The organism is Streptomyces phyllanthi (genome assembly GCF_009377205.1).
GTDB classification, from domain to species: Bacteria; Actinomycetota; Actinomycetes; order Streptomycetales; family Streptomycetaceae; genus Streptomyces; species Streptomyces phyllanthi.
The window spans coordinates 1-21,942 of record NZ_VJZE01000117.1; the positions used below are offsets into that span (position 1 = coordinate 1).

Below are 21,942 nucleotides of genomic sequence, written 5' to 3' on the forward strand. Positions count from 1 at the left end.
CGCCCCACCCAAGGAGACCTCCGCCCCGTTCTGCCGGGTCCCCCACCCCGTCCGCGCACACGTGAAGATGCCGTACCACCGCAGGAACCGAAGCACCGTCCAGGCCAGCACGATCGCCAGCGGCATGGTGAGCCATGTCAGCGCGCGGGAGCGGATGCGCTCGTCGGAGCGGATGATGCTGAGGTAGCGGAGCCCCTGGGCGTACCCGATCAGGAACGGGATGACCAGCATGCTCTCCGGCGGCAGCTTGCCGTAGGCCAGGGGCTCCACCACGAGCAGCCACAGGACGACCATCTGGGTGAGGACCATCTGGAGCCAGCGCATGGCGTGCAGCCAGTACGCCGGGCGGGTGGGCGACAGATAGCGCATCCGCCACACCGAGCGGATCGTCGAGCCGCGCATCCAGCGCAGATACATGCGGGTGAAGTGGCTCCACTTCTCGGGCATGGCCGTGAAGCAGATGGCCTGCGGCTGCTGCACCGTCAGACCGCGCTGCTGTGCGTAGAGCGTCAGCAGGCTGTCGTCCGAGAACATCACCGGCCGGCCCATGAACGTCTCGTTCAGGTACGAGTCGAGGTTGTCCCGGATCACGTCGGCGCGGTAGGCGGCCAGCGGGCCGGAGTTGACCATCACGGCACCGACGGCCGACTGGCCCGAGCGGTCGACGAGCTGGCAGACCACGAACCACAGGTCCGTGACACGGACGAGCCAGTTGACCCGGTTGTTGGTGGCGATCACGATGCCCGCGACCGACTGGACCCGTGGCCGCATGAAAGGCAGCAGGACCTGCTCGACGGCCCTCGGCGCGAAACAGGAGTCCGAGTCGCAGGTGATGTAGATATCGGCGTCCGGGCTGACTCTCACACCGTGCGCCTGCGCGTGCCGCTTGCCCCCGTTGGGCACGCGCTGCCACGTCGTGGAAATACCGGCGCGTTCGGCTTCACGTTCCCACCAGGCCTTCACCTCGGCGTAGTCGCCGCTGGTGGAACCGTCGTCGACGATGTGAACGGAATTCGGCGGTCGCGTCTGCCGGAGAAAGCTCTCCAGACCGAGTTTGAGATAGCCCGGATCCTCGTTGTAGACGGGCACGAGGATGGAGACGTGCAGTGCCGCCAGCTGGCGTGCGACACGGTCCGTGAGCCGCGGGACACGCTCCAGGTGGTACATGAACGTCTGGAGCAGGAACACGAGGAACAGGCTGATCCACACCACCCTGAGCCGGCTCGACGCCTCGGGATCCGCTTCGAGGGCGATGATCGCGTGATGCGTCGTCCACGCGGCCGCCAGCAGGAGGACCACGATGCCCGTCAGGATGGTCCCCGACCGGTGCTGATGCGCGCTCAGCACCGGTCGGGCGCCCCGTCGGCGGCTCATCCGCGGCGCCGGCGCGGGTGAGCCGCGGGCTTCGAGGCCTGGCTCATCGCCATGTTGCGGCGGTATCCGAACCGCACGGTCAGCAGCCCCAGACACACGAGCGCGGCAGCGACGGCCAGCATCCAGCCACCGATCGGGTAGACGGCCCCGCCTACCACGAGTACCGGTGCTCCGGTCTGCGCGAGCTGAGCGTGTCCAGACATGAAGAATCCCCCCTGGGAAGTAATTCAGGTGTAGCCGAGCTGACGCGAAGCATATGAGATGTGTGTTTTCTGTGCAGCTTTCCCTGGAATGCGCGTGCAGCAAATCCAGGACGATTTCGAATTTGCATCGATCGAAAACGAAGCACACATCTCGCACTCTGTAAGACATCCGAACAGAAACCATGCAGAGCCGAAGGGAGAAGGGGCCTGAACGATTCTCCACCGCCGCAGAGTGACCTCACAGAGGTGGTGAAGAGGTGACGAACACTGACCGTTCTCTGCCACAGCCGTCTCATTGCATGTCGCTTTCCGCAAACACAGCGGTGCCCGCCGCCCCGAAGGGAGCGACGGGCACCGCGTCACCGCGTCAACCTGAAACCGTCAGTCCTCCATCCACCACACGGTCGTGTCCCCAGGCACCTTCGCCTCGTCCCCCGCGACGGTCACTTCACCGCTGGCGACGAGAACACGGCCGTACGACGGGGTCCGCACCGCTTCCCCTGTGGTGTTCGCGACGCACACGAGCTCCCCGCGGCGGAAGGCGAGCACCCCCTCGGGCGCCTTCAGCCACTCCACCGAGTCGCCGGCGCCCAGGTCCGGCCGCTCACGGCGTACGGCGAGCGCGGTGCGGTACAGCTCCAGCGTGGAGTCCGGCGCGCCGGTCTGCGCCTCGACGCTCAGCTCGCCCCAGCCCTCCGGCTGCGGCAGCCAGGAGCCGCCCGGTCCGAAGCCGTACGACGAACCCTCGCGCGTCCACGGGATCGGTACCCGGCAGCCGTCGCGGAAGCCGTCCTGGCCCGCGCCCCGGAAGTACGCGGGGTCCTGGCGCACCTCGTCCGGCAGGTCCACCACGTCGGGCAGGCCCAGTTCCTCGCCCTGGTAGAGGTAGACCGAGCCGGGCAGGGCGAGCATGAGCAGCGTAGCCGCGCGTGCCCTGCGCAGGCCCAGGTCGCGGTCACCGGCCGAGCGGATCTGCGTACCGAGGCCGGCCTCGTTGGCGAAGCGCGTGGCGTGGCGGGTGACGTCGTGGTTGGAGAGCACCCAGGTGGCGGGGGCCCCGACCGGGCGCATGGCGTCCAGCGTGCGGTCGATGACCGAGTGGAGCTCGGCGGCGTCCCAGTAGGTGCTCAGGTACTGGAAGTTGAAGGCCTGGTGCAGCTCGTCGGGGCGTACGTAGTTGGCGGTGCGCTCGATGGTCGGCGTCCAGGCCTCGGCGACGAAGATCCGGTCGCCCGCGTACTCGTCCAGGACGGTCCGCCACTGACGGTAGATCTCATGCACACCGTCCTGGTCGAAGAACGGCATGACATCGTTGCCCAGCAGTTTCACCTGGTCGCGGGCCCCGATGTCCGGCAGTCCGGGGGCCTTGACCAGTCCGTGGGCCACATCGACGCGGAAGCCGTCGACGCCCATGTCGAGCCAGAAGCGGAGGATCGAGCGGAACTCGTCGCCGACCGCCGGGTGCTCCCAGTTGAAGTCGGGCTGCTCGGGCGCGAAGAGGTGCAGGTACCACTCGCCGGGCGTGCCGTCCGGTTCGGTCACTCGGGTCCACGCCGGGCCGCCGAAGATGGACTCCCAGTCGTTGGGCGGGAGGTCGCCGTCCGGGCCCTTGCCGGGGTGGAAGTGGTAGCGGTCCCGGAGGGGGGAGCCCGGCCCCTCGGCCAGCGCCCGCCGGAACCACTCGTGCTGGTCGGAGGAGTGGTTGGGCACCAGGTCGACGATGATCCTGAGCCCCAGCGCGTGGGCGTCGCGGATCAGCGCGTCGGCGTCCAGGAGGTTGCCGAACATGGGGTCGACGGCGCGGTAGTCGGCCACGTCGTAGCCGGCGTCGGCCTGCGGCGAGGCGTAGAAGGGGCTGAGCCACACGGCGTCCACACCGAGGTCGCGCAGATACGGCAGCCGGGCGCGGATGCCCTCCAGGTCTCCCATGCCGTCGCCGTCGCTGTCGGCGAAGCTGCGCGGGTACACCTGGTAGATCACCGCGTCGCGCCACCAGTCGCGGTGTCCGGCAACGGTGGCGAGGGCCGTCGTCGGAGAGGGGGCCGGGGCCGGGTCGGCGGAGTGCTGGCTCATAACGTCCTTGGGGCGTAAGGAAGGTCGGGTTCGGGTCATCGGTTTCTGAGGTCGGGTGATGAGGCGGCCGCGGTGACAGCGGGGTCGGATGTGGCACCGCGGCCGCCACCCCGCGCGCCGGGCGCACGGGAGTCCGGGGAGGAGCGTCAGCCCTTCGTGCCGCCCGCCGTCAGTCCGGTGACCAGGTTCTTCTGTACGAGGTAGAAGAACGCGGAGACCGGGATGGCGATCAGCACGGCCGTCGCGGCCATGTAGTGGCGCTGTGCGTCGTGCTCGCTGATGAAGCTCTGCAGACCGACGGCGAAGGTGTACTTCGTGTCGGACAGCATGAACGTCGAGGCGAAGGCGACTTCTCCGAACGCGGTGATGAAGCTGTAGAACGCGGCGACCGCCAGGCCCGGTTTGGCCAGCGGCAGGATCAGCCGCGCGAACGTGCCGAAAGGGGTCAGCCCGTCGACGCGCCCGGCCTCGTCGATCTCGAACGGGATCGTGTCGAAGTACCCCTTGAGCAGCCAGGCGCAGTACGGCACGGCCGTCGAGCAGTAGACGAGGACGAGGCCAAGGTAACTGTCGATGAGCTGGAGTTCCGACAGAATCTGGTACATGGGCACGATGAGTACGGCTATCGGGAACATCTGGGTCACCAACAGCACCCACATGAACTTCCTGTAGCCGGGGAAGCGCATGCGCGAGACCGCGTAGCCGGTGGTCGCGGCGACCAGTACGCCGATGACCGTGGTGCCCAGCGAGACGACGAGCGTGCTCGTCAGCCAGTCGAAGAACTTCGTCTCCCGGAGCACGAAGACGTAGTTGTCGAAGCTCATCCTCCCGAAGATGCGTCCGGGGTGCAGGTAGTCGTCCTTGTCCGGGCCGAGGGACAGGAAGACCAGCCAGGCGATCGGGAAGAGCGCGATCAGGCTCGCGACGACCAGGACGCCGTGCGAGGCGAGAACGGCGGGGAGGCCAGGCTCACCGCGGCGGCGCACCGTGCGCGGCGAGGGGGTGGCGGGCGCCTTGTCCACCGCGGAGGACGTCTGGAGGGTCGGGGTGCTCATGGGGACTCCTGCCTCAGATCGCGAGCTGAGGATCGTTGCGGTTCAGCCAGCGTCGGTAGACGGCGGTGAAGACGACCAGGATGGAAAGGAGCAGGATGCCGTAGGCCGCCGACTGCGCGAAGTCACGCGGCTGCTGGCCGAAGCCCAGGTAGTACGCCCATGTCACGAGGATCTGGGCGTCCGGGGCGGTGTTGCCGAACAGCAGGAAGATGATCGCGAACTGGTTGAAGGTCCAGATGACTCCGAGGAGTACGACGGTGGAGCTGACGGACTTGAGGCCCGGGAGGGTGACGTAGCGGAACCGCTGCCAGGCGTTCGCGCCGTCCATCTCGGCGGCCTCGTAGAGGGACGCGTCGATGGACTGCAGGCCGCCGAGCAGCGAGACCATCATGAACGGCACACCGCACCAGGTATTGACCATGATCGCGGCGAAACGCTGCCAGAAGGTGTCCTCCAGCCACAGGGGTGTCGGCAGGTGGAGTAGGTCGAGGGCCGAATTGATGACGCCGGTGTCGGCGAGCATGAAGCGCCAGCCGAAGACGGTGACGAAGGTGGGCACGGCCCACGGCAGGACCAGGACGAGGCGGTAGAAGGTCCGTCCCCGCAGCTTCTGGTTGAGCAGCAGCGCGAGGCCCAGGCCGATGGAGTAGTGCAGGGCGACGCAGGCCACCGTCCAGACGATCGTCCAGACGAAGTGCGACCAGAAGCGGTCGTACGCGGTCTCACCCCACAGGATGTCGGCGTAGTTGTCGAGGCCGATGAACCTGTAGGTGGCCTCGATCTCGTTGACGCCGATCGTGCGGGCCGTGTTCAGGCTGTCGGCGTCGGTGAGCGACAGGTAGAAGCCGTACACCAGGGGATAGAGCACGAGGACGCCGAGCACGACGGCCACGGGGGTGATCATCGCGTACGCGTACCAGTGCTTCCGGTACGCGTGCTTCAGACGCGTGAGCGGCCTGGGGCGCGGCGCCCGCTCACCGCGGCGCTTGCCGGTCGCGCGGTCGATGGCGACTGTCATGATTCGACAACCTTCGTGAGGATCTGCGGGTCAGGGGCTGAACGTGGGGCGAGGCCGAGGCCCCTGGGGCCTGGGGGAAACCGATGCCTGCCGGGTCGAGGCCCGCAGGCACCGGCCCGGGTCGGGGCCGAATGCGCCCGCCCGGTCGAGGCCGTGAGCCCCCGCCCGGTCGAGGCCCGATCGGCACCGGCCCGGGTTACAGCCCGGTAGACACCGGCCCGGGAACAGACCGGGTCGCCCCGGCCCGGGTACAGGCCCGGTCCGCCCCGGCCCGGGGCGTACCGCCGGTGGCCGCCGCATCCCTCCCCCGGTTCTCGGGGGATGCGACGGCCACTCGGGACTACTTGCTGAAGTCCGGCACCAGCTTGGCGATGGCGACCTCGGCGCTGCCCAGGCCCTTGTCGAGGGACTCCTTGCCGCCGGCGATCTTGGGCAGCTCGGTGTCGAGGGGGCCCCAGAGGGAGCTGTACTCGGGCAGGGCCGGGCGCGGCTGGGCCGCGGGGAGGACCGCCTGGTAGCCGGCGATACCCGGATCGGCCTTGACCTCGGCGGTGTAGGCATCGTCACGCGTCGGGAGCGTGGAGTTCTTCAGGGCGATGGTCTCCTGGGCCTTCGCCGAGGTCATGAAGTTCACGAACTTCAGCGCGGCCTCCTGGTGGGCCTTGTCCGAGCCCGCGTACACGGAGAGGTTGTGGCCGCCGGTGGGGGCGCCCGCCTTGCCGCTGGAGCCGGCCGGGACGGTGGCGATGCCGAGGTTGGTCTTGTCCTTGAAGGCCGAGCCCTTGTAGAAGTTCGTGATCTCCCAGGGGCCCTGGATGATCGCGGCGACCTTGCCGTTCACGAAGGCGTCCTGGATGTGGGCGTAGGCGTCGGCGGTGGTGTCGGCCTTGTGCAGGCCCTTGCCGTCGAAGAGGCCCAGCCAGGTCTCGTAGCCCTTCTTGGCCTCGGGCGAGGCGACGGTGACCTTCTTGGCGTCGGCGTCGACCGTGTCGGTGCCCTCGCCGTAGAGGAAGGTCTGGGCGTAGTACGCCTGGGTGGAGCCCCAGTAGCCGTCGACGCCGGTCTTGTCCTTGACGGTGGCCGCGGCCTTCTTCAGGTCGTCCCAGGTCTTGGGGGCTTCCTTGATGCCGGCCTTCTCGAAGAGCTGCTTGTTGTAGACCAGCGCCAGGGTGTCGGTGGTGAACGGGACGCCGTAGGTCTTGCCCTCGTACTGGGCCTGCTCGATCAGGCTGGCCTGGAACTCGTCCTTGTCGGCGAGGGCCTCGGTGCCGTCCAGCGGCAGGAAGAAGCCCTTCTTGGCGAAGGCCGGGGTCCAGCCGACCTCGGAGCGCAGCACGTCGGGGGCGCCCTTGGCACCGGCGGCCGTGTCGAACTTGTTCTGCGCCTGGTCGAAGGGGACGTTGACGTACTTGACCTTGATGTCCTTGTTGGCCTTCTCGAAGTCCTTGACCAGGGCCTTGTACGTCGGCGCCTCATTGGTGGCGTTGGAGGTGTCCCACCAGGTGATGGTGACCGGGCCGCCGGCGCTGTCGCCGCTGTCGCTTCCGCCGCAGGCCGTCGCCGTGAGGGCGAGGGACGCCACCAGCGCGGTGGCCGCTATGCCACGCCGCATGAGTTCTCCTTGAGGGTGAGGTCCCCCCGCTCGACCGAAGCCGGAGAGGGGGGAGGCCGCCGGGCGACGTGAACGTAACAGCGTTGCAATCGTTGCGAAAGACCTTGCAGAAAAAAAGTGCAAGGGATCGCGAGAGTTACCTTCACGTGACCTGCGCCTGACTGTCCTGAGATCGGGTTTCCTCGTACGGACAGGCCCTCGGACGCTTGTGCAAGGCTCTGCAAGCACTTGCCATACGTTTCAGAGGCGGGGATCATCCGTTGCGGACCGGACACCGACCGACACCGACCAGAATCACGAGGGACCGCGATGACGCAGCAGCCCGCAGCGGGCCGCACCCCCGCCCGCACCCGCCGCCGGGCCGTTGGGCAAGCGGATACCCGGCCGGTACAGTCCGGTGCTGTGACCACACGGCTTGCCGATATCGCGGCCCAGGCGGGAGTGAGCGAAGCGACGGTCAGCCGCGTGCTGAACGGGAAACCGGGCGTCGCCGCGACCACCCGCCAGTCCGTACTGGCCGCGCTCGACGTCCTGGGCTACGAGCGGCCCGTACGGCTGCGGCAGCGCAGCGCGGGTCTGGTGGGCCTGATCACCCCGGAGCTGGAGAACCCGATCTTCCCCGCCCTGGCCCAGGTCATCGGCCAGGCGCTGACCCGGCAGGGCTACACCCCGGTGCTGGCCACCCAGACACCCGGCGGCTCCACCGAGGACGAGCTGACGGAGATGCTGGTGGACCGCGGGGTCGCCGGCATCATCTACGTCTCGGGCCTGCACGCGGACACGAACGCCGACATGCAGCGTTACGAGCAGCTGCGCGCCCAGGGCGTCCCCTTCGTCCTCGTGGACGGCTTCTCCCCCAAGGTCCAGGCCCCCTTCATCTCGCCGGACGACCGCGCGGCCATGGCGCTCGCGGTCACCCATCTCGCCTCCCTCGGCCACACCCGTATCGGTCTGGCCCTGGGCCCGAAGCGCTTCGTACCGGTGCAGCGCAAGATCGAGGGCTTCGTCCGCACGATGCAGGACCAGCTGGGCCTGCCGGCGGACACCATCGAGTCCGAGCTCGTCCAGCACTCGCTGTACACGCTGGAGGGCGGTCAGGCGGCGGCGACCGCGCTGATCGACCGCGACTGCACGGCGGTGGTGTGCGCGAGCGACATGATGGCGCTGGGCGCGATACGGGCGGCGCGGCAGCGCGGTCTGGACGTCCCGCGGGACGTGTCGGTCGTCGGCTTCGACGACTCCCCGCTGATCGCCTTCACGGACCCGCCGCTGACCACGATCCGCAAGCCGGTTCCGGCCATGGGCCAGGCCGCGGTCCGTACGCTCCTGGAGGAGATCGGCGGGACACCGGCGCCGCACAGCGAGTTCGTGTTCATGCCGGAGCTGGTGGTGCGCGGATCGACCGCCTCCGCCCCCGGGGAACGGGCTCGTTCCTAGGGCTCGGTCCCCAGGTCAGCGCTCCCTGGACCGCCCGTCCACGGCGTACAACGTGCGTCCGGGATCTGTCCGGGGGATGATCTGTAGGGGAAGGCTTTTCTGGCAGACTCTGTGCCCATGGGTGACACGACCGTGACGACACTGGATGGCCGAGATCAGGCCATTCCACAGCCCGTCGCGGACGAGGCGACGGGACGGTCCGTCCTGCGCCGTCTGCGCACCCCTCGCCGCCCCCGTTTCTGGTTCGAGATCCTGCTCGTCGCGGTCAGCTACTGGACGTACTCGCTGATCCGCAACGCGGTGCCGGAGCAGAGGTCCGAGGCGCTGAGCAACGCCGACTGGATCTGGAAGGTGGAGCACCACCTCGGGATCGCGGTCGAGGACTCGGTCAACCGAGCGGTGAACTCCGTGGAGTGGCTGGTCGTCGGCATGAACTACTACTACGCGACCCTGCACTTCGTGGTGACGCTCGGCGTCCTGGTCTGGCTCTACCGCCGCCATCCCGGCCGGTACGCGGCGACCCGCCTGGCGCTCTTCGCGACCACGGCCGTGGCTCTGGTGGGCTACTACTTCTACCCCCTGGCGCCGCCCCGCCTGATGACGAACAGCGGCTTCATCGACACCGTCCTGGTCCACCAGACCTGGGGCTCGATGGCCTCTGGGGACCTGAAGCACATGTCGAACCAGTACGCCGCGATGCCCTCGATGCACATCGGCTGGTCCGTGTGGTGCGGGCTGACGATCTTCGTGCTGGCCTCGGTGCCGTGGGTCCGCGTCCTCGGCGTCGTCTACCCGGCGGTGACCCTCGTCGTCATCGTCGCCACCGCCAACCACTTCTGGCTCGACGCCGTCGGCGGTCTCCTCTGCCTGGCCTTCGGTTTCCTGGTGGCCGGTATCTGGTACGGGTCGTCGCCGTACACGCTGCCGCGTCGGCCTCCGGCGGTGAACGGGGTCTCGGCTGCCGGGTCCCTTCGGGGACGTCGCCGGGCGCTCTCGCCTGCCGGGCTTCCGCCGGTGGCCGCCCACGGGTCCGTCGTGGCAGGCCGCGCAGGAGTTCCCCGTACCCCTGAAAGCACTGGGGCGCACCCCGGCGACCACGACTCACCCGGCAGCCGCGTACCCGCCGAAGCCGAGCCCCTCACGGCCCCGGAGAACCGCCGGACCGAGGACGGAGCCTCCCCGGCGCGCCCCCGGCCGGCCTCCCGCGCGTAGGCGCCCGAGCCACGACGCACCGGCACCCGGCCCGGCGGCACGCATCACGCCGTCCGTTCCGTCTCACGCCCCGTAGAACAGCTCCTCCACGACCGACCGGGCCCTGCGCGTCGTACGCCGGTAGTCGTCGAGCATGTCCCCCACGCGGCCGGGGCCGTAGCCCAGGTAGCGCCCCACCGCGGCGAGCTCACGGCCGCCGGACGGGAAGGTGTCCCCGGCCCGTCCCCGTACGAGCATCACGGCGTTGCGCACCCGTGTGGCGAGCACCCATGCCTCGTCCAGCGTCTCCGCGTGCTCGGCGGAGATCAGCCCGGCGGAGCACGCCGCGGCCAGCGCCTGCCGTGTCCGTGTGGTGCGCAGGCCCGGCTCCTCCCAGCCGTGCCGGAGCTGGAGGAGCTGTATGGTCCACTCGACGTCGGACAGCCCGCCGCGCCCCAGCTTGCTGTGGAGCGTGGGGTCGGCGCCGCGCGGCAGCCGCTCGGACTCCATCCGGGCCTTGAGCCGCCGGATCTCCCGTACGGCGTCGTCGCCCAGCCCCCGCGCCGGGTACCGCAGCGGGTCGATCAGGTCGGTGAAGCGGCGGCCGAGGTCCTCGTCGCCCGCCACGGGCTCGGCGCGCAGCAGCGCCTGCGACTCCCACACCAGGGACCACCGGCGGTAGTACGCCTCGTACGACTTCAGGGTCCGTACGAGCGGCCCGGACTTGCCCTCGGGCCGCAGGTCGGCGTCGATCAGCAGCGGCGGGTCCGTGCTCGGGAGCTGGAGCAGTCGGCGCATCTCCTCGACGACGTGCTTCGCCGCCCGTGCCGCCTCCTGTTCGTCCACGCCGTCGCGCGGCTCGTGGACGAACAGGACGTCCGCGTCGGAGCCGTAGCCCAGTTCGTGTCCGCCGAACCGGCCCATGCCGATGATCGCGAACCGGGTGGGCAGCGTGTCGCCCCAGTTGTCGCGGACGACCGCCCGGAGCGTGCCCGCGAGGGTGGCCGCGGTGAGGTCGGAGACCGCGCCGCCGACCAGTTCGACCAGCTCGCCCTGGTCGGCGTCGCCCGGTGCCTCCTCGGTGCCGTACGAGGCGACGATGTCGGCGGCGGCCGTGCGGAACAGCTCGCGCCGGCGCACGCCACGGGCGAACGTGACCGCCTGTTCGGCGCCCTCGGAGCGGCCGACGGCGGCGAGGATCTCCTGTTCGAGGTGGTCTCGCCCGCGGGGTTCGAGCCCGCCGGCGCCGCCGTCCCCGTCACCGAGCAGCGCCACGGCCTCGGGGGCGCGCAGCAGCAGGTCGGGGGCGAGCCGGCCGGCCGACAGGACGCGGGCGAGGTTCTCGGCGGCGGCTCCCTCGTCGCGGAGCAGCCGCAGGTACCAGGGGGTCCTGCCCAGCGCGTCCGACACCTTGCGGAAGCCCAGCAGCCCCGCGTCCGGGTCGGCCGAGTCCGCGAACCAGCCCAGCAGGACGGGCAGCAGGGTGCGCTGGATCGCGGCCTTGCGGGTGACGCCCGAGGCAAGGGCCTCCAGGTGTCGCAGGGCCGACGCCGGGTCCGCGTACCCGAGGGCGACCAGCCTTTCGCGGGCCGCGTCGGCGCTCAGCCTGGTCTCGCCGGGGGCGAGCTGGGCCACCGCGTCGAGCAGCGGCCGGTAGAAGAGCTTCTCGTGCAGACGCCGTACGACGGCCGCGTGCCGTTTCCACTCGCGGTTCAGCTCGGCGACGGGGTCCGTGCGCAGGCCGAGGGAGCGGCCGATGCGCCGCTGGTCGGCCTCGGCCTCGGGGACGAGGTGGGTGCGCCGAAGCCGGAACAGCTGGATGCGGTGCTCCATGGAGCGCAGGAAGCGGTAGGCCTCGTCGAGCTGTACGGCGTCGGCGCGGCCCACGTAGCCGCCCGTGGCCAGTGCCCGCAGCGCGTCGAGCGTGGTCCCGCTGCGCAGGGTCGTGTCCCCGCGTCCGTGCACGAGCTGGAGCAGCTGTACGGCGAACTCGACGTCCCGGAGGCCTCCCGGTCCGAGCTTCAGCTCGCGCTCGATCTCGGCGGCGGGGATGTTCTCGACGACCCTGCGCCGCATCTTCTGTACGTCGGCGACGAAGTTCTCGCGCTCGGCGGCCTGCCAGACGAGGGGTGCGAGCGTGTTGACGTACTCCTCGCCGAGTCCGAGGTCCCCGGCGACGGGCCGGGCCTTGAGCAGTGCCTGGAACTCCCAGGTCTTGGCCCAGCGCTGGTAGTAGGCGAGATGGCTGCTGAGGGTGCGGACGAGCGGGCCGTTGCGCCCCTCGGGGCGGAGGTTGGCGTCGACGGGCCAGATGGTGCCCTCGACGGTCGTCTCGGAGCAGATCCGCATCATGTGCGAGGCGAGGCGGGTGGCGGCGCGCAGGGCCTTCTGCTCGTCGGCGCCGTCGGTGGGCTCGCCGACGAAGATGACGTCGACGTCCGACACGTAGTTGAGCTCGTGGCCGCCGCACTTGCCCATCGCGATGACCGCGAGGCGGCACAGCGCGGCGTCCTCGGGCGCGGCGGCGCGGGCGATGGCGAGGGCGGCGCGGAGGGTGGCCGTGGCGAGGTCGGCGAGCTCGCCGGCGGTCTGGGCGACGCCGGTGGTGCCGCACACGTCGCGTGCGGCGATGGCCAGCAGGCAGCGGCGGTAGGCGACCCGCAGCGAGACGGGGTCCGTGGCGTCGGCGAGCTGCCGCTCGAACTCCTCGACGCCCGGGTGCAGGTCCTGGGGCTCGTACATGACGAGCGCGTGCCAGTCGAGGGGGTGCCGGGCGAGGTGGTCGGCGAGGGCGGTGGACGCGCCGAGCACCCCGAGCAGCCGGTCCCGGAGCGGCTTGGCCGCGATCAGCGTGTCCTGCAGCTCGCGGCGTGCCGTGCGGTCGGGCTGCGCCTCCAGGACGCGGACGAGGCCCAGGAGCGCCAGGTCGGGGTCGGCGGTGGCGCCGAGCGCGTCGAGCAGGACCGGGTCGTTCCTCAGGGGCGTGAGCTCGGTGCTGTCGAGGAGCCGCTCGGCGGCCTGCGGATCGGTGAAGCCGTGCCGCAACAACCGAGTGAAGGTACTGCTCCTGCGCCCCGGCGCCGCCATGCCCGGTCTCCCCTCGGATCAAGGTCGTACGGCCTTGAGCCTAACTCGGTGGCTTACGACTGGCGCGGGTGCGCGTGTCCGCCGGGTCGGGTGAGGTGCTGTTGTGGAGTTCCGCGACCGTACGGAGCCTGCCTCTTCGTCCCCTGCCACGCGCAGGAGGTCGACCATGGCGGACACGATCACGGGCACCAACTCCTGGGGCAGGGGCCATGACCTGGTGCTGGAGGGCGAGGCCGTGCGCGTGAGGGACGACGAGGCGCTGCGCGGACCACCACGGCCCGGACGCGCCCTCGTCTTTTCGGTGGCGCCGCGCCGGGTTTTCGGCTTCGGTAAGGGGGAGCCGTTCAGCCGGACCCCGCTGGCGGTTCGACTGACTCAGGCGACTCGGAGGACAGCGATGCAGTACACGCTCGAGGTGATCCCCCTGCCCGTCAGCGACATCGACCGGGCCCGGGACTTCTACCGGGACAAGCTCGGCTTCCACGTCGACATCGACCAGGAGGTCATGCCGGGAATGCGCATCGTCCAGCTGACGCCCCCGGGCTCCGGCTGCTCGATCGCGCTGGGCGACAGCATCTGGGAGACCATGGCGGGACCGCGGCCCGCGCCCGGCTCGTACCAAGGTCTCCAGCTGTGCGTCGCCGACATCAAGGCGGCCCACAAGGAACTGACCGACCGCGGCCTCCAGGTCTCCGAGCCGGTCCAGTACGCCCCCGCCGACGGCGCCACGTTCATGTACTTCAAGGACCCGGACGGCAACGGGTGGGCGGTCCAGGAGTACCGGCAGCGGGCGGAGAAGCCCCTGCACGAGCTGCTGACGGAGCTGGCGGGCCGGCAGCAGTAGGGCGCCGAACCCCCGCGCCCCCAGGTGGCGCGGGGAACTGCGCGAGAAACCACGGCGAACCCGCGGCTTCGAACCGGCCGGAACGAACCCGCCACTCCAGCCGGCCCGCGGCGGAGCGTCACAGCACCGGCAGGTTCTTCCGCAGCTCGAACGCGGTGACCTCGCTGCGGTACTCCTCCCACTCCTGCCGCTTGTTGCGGAGGAAGAAGTCGAAGACGTGCTCGCCGAGGGTCTCGGCGACGAGGTCGCTGCGTTCCATGAGGGTCAGGGCCTCGCCCAGGTTCTGGGGGAGCGGCTCGATGCCCATCGCGCGGCGCTCGGAGTTGGAGAGGGCCCAGACGTCGTCCTCGGCGCCCGGCGGGAGCTCGTAGCCCTCCTCGATGCCCTTGAGGCCGGCGGCCAGGAGGACGGCGTAGGCGAGGTAGGGGTTCGCGCCGGAGTCGAGGGAGCGGACCTCCACGCGGGCCGAGCCGGTCTTGCCGGGCTTGTACATCGGGACGCGGACCAGGGCCGAGCGGTTGTTGTGGCCCCAGCAGATGTACGAGGGGGCCTCGCCGCCCGCGCCCGCGGTGCGCTCGGCGCCGCCCCAGATGCGCTTGTAGGAGTTGACCCACTGGTTGGTGACGGCCGACGTCTCCGCCGCGTGGCGCAGCAGGCCCGCGATGAAGGAGCGGCCGACCTTGGAGAGCTGGTACTCCGAGCCCGACTCGTAGAACGCGTTGCGGTCGCCCTCGAAGAGGGACAGGTGCGTGTGCATGCCGCTGCCCGGGTGCTCCGAGAACGGCTTCGGCATGAACGTCGCCTGGACGCCCTGCTCCAGCGCCACCTGCTTCATGACCAGGCGGAACGTCATGATGTTGTCCGCCGTGGAGAGCGCGTCGGCGTAGCGCAGGTCGATCTCCTGCTGGCCGGGCGCGCCCTCGTGGTGGGAGAACTCGACCGAGATGCCCATCGACTCCAGCATGGTGATCGCCTGGCGGCGGAAGTCCATGCCGATGTTCTGCGGGGTGTGGTCGAAGTAGCCGGAGTTGTCGGCGGGGGTCGGGCGCGTGCCGTCGAGCGGGCGGTCCTTCAGGAGGAAGAACTCGATCTCCGGGTGCGTGTAGAAGGTGAAGCCCAGGTCGGAGGTGCGGGCCAGGGCGCGCTTGAGGACGTAGCGCGGGTCCGCGAAGGACGGCGAGCCGTCCGGCATGAGGATGTCGCAGAACATACGGGCCGTGCCGGGGGCCTCCGCGCGCCACGGGAGGACCTGGAAGGTGGACGGGTCCGGCTTGGCGATCATGTCGGACTCGTAGACGCGGGCGAAGCCCTCGATGGCCGAGCCGTCGAAGCCGATGCCCTCGTCAAAGGCCTGTTCGAGCTCGGCGGGGGCCACGGCCACGGACTTGAGGAAGCCCAGCACGTCCGTGAACCACAGGCGTACGAACCGGATGTCGCGCTCCTCCAAGGTGCGGAGCACGAACTCCTGCTGCTTGTCCATGTCTAGCTTCCACCCATCCTCGCTGGTCAGGCCGCCTACTCCCGAGCCACGGGAAACGGTCCGGCACCTGAGCATCCCACCACAACACCGTTTCATGCGTGTTGCGCACCTTGCCCGGACGACCGAACCGGGTGCGAACGCCCCACATGGAGCGGGTGTGCGGCTCTGAGCCCATCTTGCCTGTCCGCCCGCCCATCCGTAATGGCCACCCCCTCCCCCATCGCTTCAGGGCGCGTGCGCTTTAATTTGCATCTCAGATGCAAGTTTAAGTACCGTGCCGCACCGTCACGGAGCAGCCGAGTTCGAGGAGTCCCGATGCTGTCCGAGCAGTCCACCGCCACCGTGCGCGCCACCCTCCCCGCCGTGGGCGCGGCCATCGGGGAGATCAGCGCGCGCTTCTACGAGAGGCTGTTCGCCGCCCACCCCGCACTGCTCCGCGACCTCTTCAACCGCGGCAACCAGGCCGCGGGCACCCAGCGCCAGGCCCTCGCGGGCTCCATCGCCGCCTTCGCCACCCACCTCGTGGCACACCCGGACGAACGGCCCGACGCGATGCTGCGCCGTATCGCCCACAAACACGCCTCCCTGGGCATCGCCCCGGAGCAGTACGACGTCGTCCACGAGCACCTGTTCGCCGCCATCGCCGAGGTGCTGGGCGAGGCGGTCACCGAAGAGGTCGCGGACGCCTGGGACGAGGTCTACTGGCTGATGGCGAACGCGCTGATCGCGATCGAGCGGCGGCTGTACGAGGAGACCGGCGCCGGAGGCGGCCCGCGCGAGTGGGAGGTCGTCGGGCGCGTCCAGGACACCGACGACGTGGTCGTGTTCGAGCTGCGGCCCGCCGACGGCGCGCCCGTGCCCGCCCACCGGGCGGGACAGTACGTGTCGGTCCAGGTCACGCTCCCGGACGGGGCCCGGCAGATACGGCAGTACAGCGTGGTCGACGCCCCGGGATCGGCGACGCTCCGGATCGGGGTGAAGCGGGTGCGCGGCGACGGCGCTCCGGACGGCGAGGTCTCGAACCACCTCCACGCGCGCGTGCGCGTCGGCGACCGGCTGCGCGTGTCCGCGCCGTACGGTGATCTCGTCCTCGGCCAGGACGCTGACGCGCCCCTGCTGCTCGCCTCCGCCGGTATCGGCGTGACCCCGATGACCGCCATGCTGGAGCAGCTCGCGCTCTCCGGGCATCGCGCCCCGGTCACCGTCGTCCACGCCGACCGCTCCCCCGCCGAGCACGCCCTGCGCGCCGACCACGAGGCGTACGCGGCCAAGCTCCCGGACGCCTCCGTGCACGTCTGGTACGAGCACCCGGATCCCGGGCACCCGGCCGACCGCACGGGCCTGGCCGACCTGACCTCGCTCGACATCCCGTCCGGCACGCGCGCGTACCTGTGCGGTCCGCTGCCCTTCATGCGCGCGGTACGGGCGCAGCTGATCGGCAAGGGCGTGGCGCCCGCCGACATCCACTACGAGGTGTTCGGGCCGGACCTCTGGCTCGCCCAGGACTGATCCGCCGCCGGCGCACTACGCCGCCGGCACTACGGGGTTGTCAGCTGCTCGCTGGGGAGCGTGTACGAGGGCGGTTTAACTCGATCGTGTGATGGTCGGCTTCCGGGCTTGCGGGCTTCCGGGCTTGCGGCGTTGTGGGCCGTTCGGGCTACGGTGATCATGCGATCTGGGGCGCCGGGTACGGCGCCGGCGTGCGGGGCCCCCGCTCCACCGGAGTGATGGTTCGGGGCCTCCCCGTCGCCCTCTGGCCGTACCCACCTGGCCAGGTCGTGAGGGCAGTGCCCATCAGCGGCCTCCGGCCGCGGGGGCCTCCCGGGATCCGACCACGGACAGGATCTGTGTCGCTGCCCCGGGGTCGAGTACGCCGGGGACCAGTACGCCCAAGACCGTTCGGGGCGTGCGGCTGAGCGGACTCACTCCCACTCAGTCCACAGGAACGGTACGCGAGATCCCCAGCAGCAGCGGCCCCGTCGGCGACGCCACCACGTCTGCCACCGTCACCGGGTCCAGCGAGGCGAAGAACGCCTCCTGGGCCCGCCGCAGGGCGCCGCGCAGCCGGCAGCCGGAGGCGAGCGGGCACGGGGTGGCGCCCTCGCAGTCGACGACGTCGCCGTCCCCCTCGAAGGCGCGCACGACGGCGCCCACCGACGCCGTACGCCCCTCCTCGCTGAGCGCGAGCCCCCCACCCCTGCCGCGCCGCGCGGACACCAGGCCCATGTGCTGGAGCCCGGCCACGACCTTCGCGGCGTGCGTGTACGGCACTTCCATGGCCGCGGCGACCTCACGGGTCGTGGGGGTGGACTCGCCCTCGACGGCGAGCCGCATCAGGACGCGCAGGGCCAGGTCGGTGGAGCGCAGGAGCCGCATACTGGAAGCGTAGATAAGGCGCATCTGGGGTTCAAATTATCGACAGGAGACCGCTGTCGACCGGGCTCCCCCGGCCATTCCTGCGACCGCCCTCCAGTTCCCCCCTCCGTGCACATTACGATCAGCGGGCCCGTCCGTCCCATCCCCCATAAGGACTCACACCCATGGCCGCCAAGAAGAGCTCCGATTCGCGCAAGGCGCGCATAGAAGAGATGCGCCGCGCCGAGCGCTCCCGTGAGCGCCGCAACCGCATCCTCACGATCGGCGCGAGCGTGGTCATAGTCGCCGGTCTTGTCGTCGGCGGAACCTTCCTGATCCGCTCGCAGTCCGACAGCAGCGACGCGTCGAGCGACGCGAAGGCCACCTCTGGCAAGTTCGTCACCGGTGACGACGGTGTGAAGACGTGGAAGGGCGAGCTGACCCAGAACCACGTCACCAAGACCGTGAAGTACCCGGCGACGCCCCCGGTCGGCGGCGACCACGACCCGGCCTGGCAGAACTGCAACGGCGACGTCTACGACAAGGCGATCAGGAACGAGAACGCCGTGCACTCCATGGAGCACGGCGCGGTCTGGGTGACGTACAACGACAAGGCCTCCGACGCCGATGTCAAGGCGCTCGCGGAGAAGGTCAAGAAGACCCCGTACACGCTGATGAGCCCGGTCGAGGACCAGAAGGACCCGATCATGCTGAGCGCGTGGGGCGCGCAGCGCACGGTGACAAGCGCGAGCGACCCGAACCTCGACAAGTTCTTCGAGACGTACGTGCAGGGCAAGCAGACCCCCGAGCCGGGCGCGGCCTGCACCAACGGCGTCTCCTAGCAACGGTCTGACACAGTGGGGAAGATGAAGCACATCGGCTGGATCGCCTCCGGTGCCGCGGCGGTGCTCGTCGCGGCCGGGGCGATCACATACGCGGTCGCCGACGGCGACGAACCGTCGGCCAAGGTGCCCGCGGCCGACTCCGCGGACGCGGGCTTCGCCCGGGACATGGCGGTCCACCACCAGCAGGCCGTCGAGATGTCGTACATCGTCCGCGACCGCACCGACGACGAGGAGGTGCGGCGGCTCGCGTACGACATCGCGCAGACGCAGGCGAACCAGCGCGGCATGATGATCGGCTGGCTCGACCTGTGGGGGCTGCCGAAGGTGTCGTCGAACGCGCCCATGACATGGATGGGCATGGGCGACATGGCGTCCGGCGAGGACGGCTCGCTGATGCCGGGCATGGCGACCAACGCCGAGATGGAGAAGCTCGGCAAGCTGAGCGGCAAGCAGGCGGAGGTCTTCTACCTCCAGCTGATGACCGACCACCACAAGGGCGGCGTCCACATGGCGGAGGGCTGTGTCGCCAAGTGCACGGTCGGCGTGGAGAAGAAGCTCGCGCAGGGCATGGTCGACGCGCAGGAGTCGGAGATCCAGCTCATGACGGGCATGCTCAAGGAGCGGGGCGCGACGACGCGGTAGGTCCGGCCGCCACGGGCGGCGCGGGAGGGCCGGCCGCCACGGATGGCTCGGGAGGGCCGGCTGCCACGGGCGGCGCGGGAGAGCGGCCCGCCGTGAGCGACGCGTCAGGGCGATCGCCGCAGGCGGCACGTCGGAGGGCCTGCCGCCGGTGGCACGTCGGAGGACGTGCCGCCGGTGGTGTGCTGGGGGTGGTCCGTCGCGAGCGACGCGTCGGGGGCGGACCGTCGGCTGACCGCACAGGAGAGCAGCGCGTCAGGGCAACCACCCACGGGCGCGCGCGGGAGAGCAGCGCGTCGCGAGCGGCCCGTCGGAGCGGGCGGGCGGCCGGAGTCGGCGGGGGGAAATCCCTTGTGGTGCCGCCGACGCGGCATCTCGCTGGCCGCGCCGGTCGTCGCGGGCGTCCCGGCCCTGGCCCAGGAGGCGCGCGGCGGCTGGGCGATCGGCTTCGCCAACCCGGCGATCCACGCCCGCTACGGCTCGAAGGCGTACCACGACGTGACCGACGACCCCACGGGCAGGGGACTCTCCGTGGCCCACGTCGACCACGTCAACGGCTACGACGCGACCGATGGCCTGACCACGTCGGTGCGCACCCTGGGCAGGGACAGCTCGCTGCGGGCGGTCAGGGGATACGACGATGTGACCTGGGTGGGCTCGCCCGCCGGAGGTTACGTGGAGTCGTACCGCCGCTGAGGCGGGAGCACCTGTGTGGGGCGCCCCGAAGTGGGGTGCCCCACATTCCGCACCACCCCATAGCGTCGCTCTGACGATTACACTGACCGCGTGCCTCAACTACGCCTCGCCCTGAATCAGATCGACTCGACCGTCGGCGATCTCGCCGGGAACGCCGAGGCGATCGTCCGTTGGACCCGGCACTCCGCCGAGCAGGGAGCGCATCTGGTGGCGTTCCCTGAGATGGTGCTGACCGGGTATCCCGTCGAGGACCTGGCCCTGCGCCCGTCCTTCGTCGAGGCCTCCCGCGCGGCGCTGCGGAGCCTGGCCGCGCGGCTGGCCGACGAGGGCTTCGGGGAGCTGCCGGTGATCGTCGGCTATCTCGACCGGTCGGAGTCGGGCCGCCCGAGGCTCGGCCAGCCGGCCGGCTCCCCGCGCAACGCGGCGGCCGTACTGCACCGCGGCGAGGTCGCGCTGGCCTTCGCCAAGCACCACCTCCCCAACTACGGCGTGTTCGACGAGTTCCGGTACTTCGTGCCGGGCGACACGATGCCGGTAGTGCGGGTGCACGGGATCGACGTGGCCCTCGCGATCTGTGAGGACCTCTGGCAGGACGGCGGCCGCGTACCCGCCGCGCGCTCCGCCGAGGCGGGCCTGCTGCTCTCCGTCAACGCCTCGCCGTACGAGCGCGACAAGGACGACACCCGCCTGGAACTGGTCCGCAAGCGGGCCCAGGAGGCGGGCTGCACCACCGCGTACCTGGCGATGATCGGCGGGCAGGACGAGCTGGTCTTCGACGGGGACTCGATCGTCGTGGACCGCGACGGTGAGGTGATCGCGCGGGCGCCGCAGTTCGCGGAGGGGTGCGTGGTCCTGGACCTGGACCTGCCGGCGGCGTCGGCGGAGCCGGTGGAGGGGGTCGTCGACGACGGTCTGCGCATCGACCGCCTGGTGATCTCCGAGGAGCCACTGCCCGCGTACGAGCCGGAGCTCGCCGGGGGGTACGCGGAGCGGCTCGACGACGACGAGGAGGTGTACTCGGCGCTGGTGGTCGGCCTGCGGGCGTACGTCGCGAAGAACGGCTTCAAGTCGGTGCTGATCGGCCTGTCGGGCGGTATCGACTCCGCGCTCGTCGCGGCGATCGCGTGTGACGCGCTGGGTGCTCAGAACGTGTACGGCGTGTCCATGCCGTCCAAGTACTCCTCGGACCACTCCAAGGGGGACGCTGCCGAGCTGGCGCGGCGGACGGGGCTGAACTTCCGTACGGTGCCCATCGCGTCGATGTTCGACGCGTACATGGAGTCCCTGGGTCTCACCGGGCTGGCGGAGGAGAACCTCCAGTCGCGGCTGCGCGGCACGATGCTGATGGCGATCTCCAACGAGGAGGGCCACATCGTGCTGGCGCCCGGCAACAAGTCGGAGCTGGCGGTGGGGTACTCGACGCTGTACGGGGACTCGGTGGGCGCGTACGGGCCGATCAAGGACGTGTACAAGACGTCGATCTTCCGGCTGGCGGAGTGGCGCAACCGGGCCGCGGCCGAGCGGGGGCAGGCGCCGCCGATCCCGGAGAACTCGATCACGAAGCCGCCGAGTGCGGAGTTGCGGCCGGGGCAGGTCGACACGGACTCGCTGCCGGACTATCCGGTGCTGGACGCGATCCTCGAGCGGTACGTGGACCGGGACGAGGGGGCGGACACGATCGTCGCGGCGGGGTTCGAACGGGAGCTGGTCGTCAGGACGCTGCGGTTGGTGGACACGGCGGAGTACAAGCGGCGGCAGTACCCGCCGGGGACGAAGATCTCGGCGAAGGGTTTCGGGAAGGACCGCCGGCTGCCGATCACCAATCGGTGGCGGGAGCGGGCGTAGCGGTCGAACGGGGCGGTGGTTCCGCCCCGGCCTGGCTCAGCTTCTCGGCCGGGGCCAGGCTATCCAGTCCGTCCGGCGTTCGATATCCAGCCCGTCCGGCGTTGGCGTTCGCGGACGAGGGCCGTTCAGGGCCGAAGCGGGGGTCCGGGGACGGCAGCCCCCAGGGAAGGGACGGGACCGGGTAGGGC

The 21,942-nt window shown here is 70.4% G+C and carries 16 protein-coding genes and 1 pseudogene; 8 read left to right on the forward strand and 9 right to left on the reverse strand.

The window, feature by feature from the left end; translation table 11 throughout:
- From FNH04_RS18475 to FNH04_RS18500, 6 genes are all read right to left on the reverse strand, one after another.
- Positions 1-1,347, reverse strand: a 1,347-nt coding sequence (locus FNH04_RS18475) for a glycosyltransferase (protein ID WP_322723265.1), incomplete at its 3' end; no start/stop codon positions are given.
- Positions 1,348-1,370: 23 nt separating this feature from the next.
- A complete protein-coding gene (locus FNH04_RS18480; RefSeq protein WP_152785600.1) occupies positions 1,371-1,577 on the reverse strand; it encodes a hypothetical protein in 207 nt (68 codons plus the stop codon).
- Positions 1,578-1,958: 381 nt separating this feature from the next.
- A complete protein-coding gene (locus FNH04_RS18485) occupies positions 1,959-3,650 on the reverse strand; it encodes a glycoside hydrolase family 13 protein (RefSeq protein ID WP_152785602.1) in 1,692 nt (563 codons plus the stop codon).
- A 146-nt stretch (positions 3,651-3,796) separates the two neighbouring features.
- Positions 3,797-4,705: a sugar ABC transporter permease gene (locus FNH04_RS18490; protein WP_152785604.1), complete on the reverse strand. Its 909-nt coding sequence runs from the start codon at positions 4,703-4,705 to the stop codon at positions 3,797-3,799.
- A 13-nt stretch (positions 4,706-4,718) separates the two neighbouring features.
- Positions 4,719-5,723, reverse strand: coding sequence for a carbohydrate ABC transporter permease (locus FNH04_RS18495; protein ID WP_152785606.1), 1,005 nt, complete (start codon positions 5,721-5,723; stop codon positions 4,719-4,721).
- Between the two features lie 340 nt (positions 5,724-6,063).
- Positions 6,064-7,335 carry an extracellular solute-binding protein gene (locus FNH04_RS18500; protein WP_152785608.1) on the reverse strand — a complete coding sequence of 424 codons (1,272 nt, stop codon included), beginning with the start codon at positions 7,333-7,335 and terminating at the stop codon, positions 6,064-6,066.
- Positions 7,336-7,737: 402 nt separating this feature from the next.
- Here FNH04_RS18500 and FNH04_RS18505 point away from each other — a divergent pair, with 402 nt between their 5' ends.
- Both FNH04_RS18505 and FNH04_RS18510 read left to right on the forward strand, forming a co-directional pair.
- Positions 7,738-8,772, forward strand: a complete 1,035-nt coding sequence (locus FNH04_RS18505) for a LacI family DNA-binding transcriptional regulator (RefSeq protein WP_322723266.1) — start codon at positions 7,738-7,740, stop codon at positions 8,770-8,772.
- 117 nt (positions 8,773-8,889) lie between these two features.
- Entirely contained in the window at positions 8,890-9,984 is a 1,095-nt protein-coding gene (locus FNH04_RS18510) for a phosphatase PAP2 family protein (protein WP_228031482.1), read from the forward strand.
- A gap of 63 nt (positions 9,985-10,047) precedes the next feature.
- Here FNH04_RS18510 and FNH04_RS18515 read toward each other — a convergent pair whose 3' ends face one another.
- Positions 10,048-13,050 (reverse strand): bifunctional [glutamine synthetase] adenylyltransferase/[glutamine synthetase]-adenylyl-L-tyrosine phosphorylase, encoded by a 3,003-nt coding sequence (locus FNH04_RS18515; protein ID WP_152785612.1) that lies wholly within the window; start codon positions 13,048-13,050, stop codon positions 10,048-10,050.
- A gap of 397 nt (positions 13,051-13,447) precedes the next feature.
- Here FNH04_RS18515 and FNH04_RS18520 point away from each other — a divergent pair, with 397 nt between their 5' ends.
- Positions 13,448-13,894 (forward strand): VOC family protein, encoded by a 447-nt coding sequence (locus FNH04_RS18520; RefSeq protein ID WP_152785626.1) that lies wholly within the window; start codon positions 13,448-13,450, stop codon positions 13,892-13,894.
- Positions 13,895-14,012: 118 nt separating this feature from the next.
- Here the strand turns inward: FNH04_RS18520 and FNH04_RS18525 are convergent, their stop codons facing one another.
- Positions 14,013-15,374: a glutamine synthetase family protein gene (locus tag FNH04_RS18525; protein ID WP_152785614.1), complete on the reverse strand. Its 1,362-nt coding sequence runs from the start codon at positions 15,372-15,374 to the stop codon at positions 14,013-14,015.
- Positions 15,375-15,689: 315 nt separating this feature from the next.
- Between FNH04_RS18525 and FNH04_RS18530 the strand changes: the two genes are divergently transcribed.
- Positions 15,690-16,883, forward strand: a complete 1,194-nt coding sequence (locus FNH04_RS18530; RefSeq protein ID WP_152785616.1) for a globin domain-containing protein — start codon at positions 15,690-15,692, stop codon at positions 16,881-16,883.
- 423 nt (positions 16,884-17,306) lie between these two features.
- Here the strand turns inward: FNH04_RS18530 and FNH04_RS18540 are convergent, their stop codons facing one another.
- A complete protein-coding gene (locus tag FNH04_RS18540) occupies positions 17,307-17,750 on the reverse strand; it encodes an RrF2 family transcriptional regulator (RefSeq protein WP_152785618.1) in 444 nt (147 codons plus the stop codon).
- 164 nt (positions 17,751-17,914) lie between these two features.
- Between FNH04_RS18540 and FNH04_RS18545 the strand changes: the two genes are divergently transcribed.
- The 4 genes and pseudogenes from FNH04_RS18545 (at position 17,915) to FNH04_RS18560 (ending at position 21,754) form a co-directional block, all read left to right on the forward strand.
- The gene (locus FNH04_RS18545; protein ID WP_152785620.1) at positions 17,915-18,571 is read left to right on the forward strand and encodes a DUF3105 domain-containing protein; all 657 of its coding nucleotides are present in this window, start codon (positions 17,915-17,917) and stop codon (positions 18,569-18,571) included.
- Between the two features lie 24 nt (positions 18,572-18,595).
- A complete protein-coding gene (locus tag FNH04_RS18550) occupies positions 18,596-19,216 on the forward strand; it encodes a DUF305 domain-containing protein (RefSeq protein WP_152785622.1) in 621 nt (206 codons plus the stop codon).
- A 366-nt stretch (positions 19,217-19,582) separates the two neighbouring features.
- Positions 19,583-19,909: pseudogene (locus FNH04_RS18555) on the forward strand (serine protease); the annotation flags it as partial.
- Positions 19,910-19,999: 90 nt separating this feature from the next.
- On the forward strand, positions 20,000-21,754 hold the full coding sequence (locus tag FNH04_RS18560; protein ID WP_322723267.1) for an NAD+ synthase: 1,755 nt from the start codon (positions 20,000-20,002) through the stop codon (positions 21,752-21,754).
- The last annotated feature ends 188 nt before the right edge of the window (positions 21,755-21,942 follow it).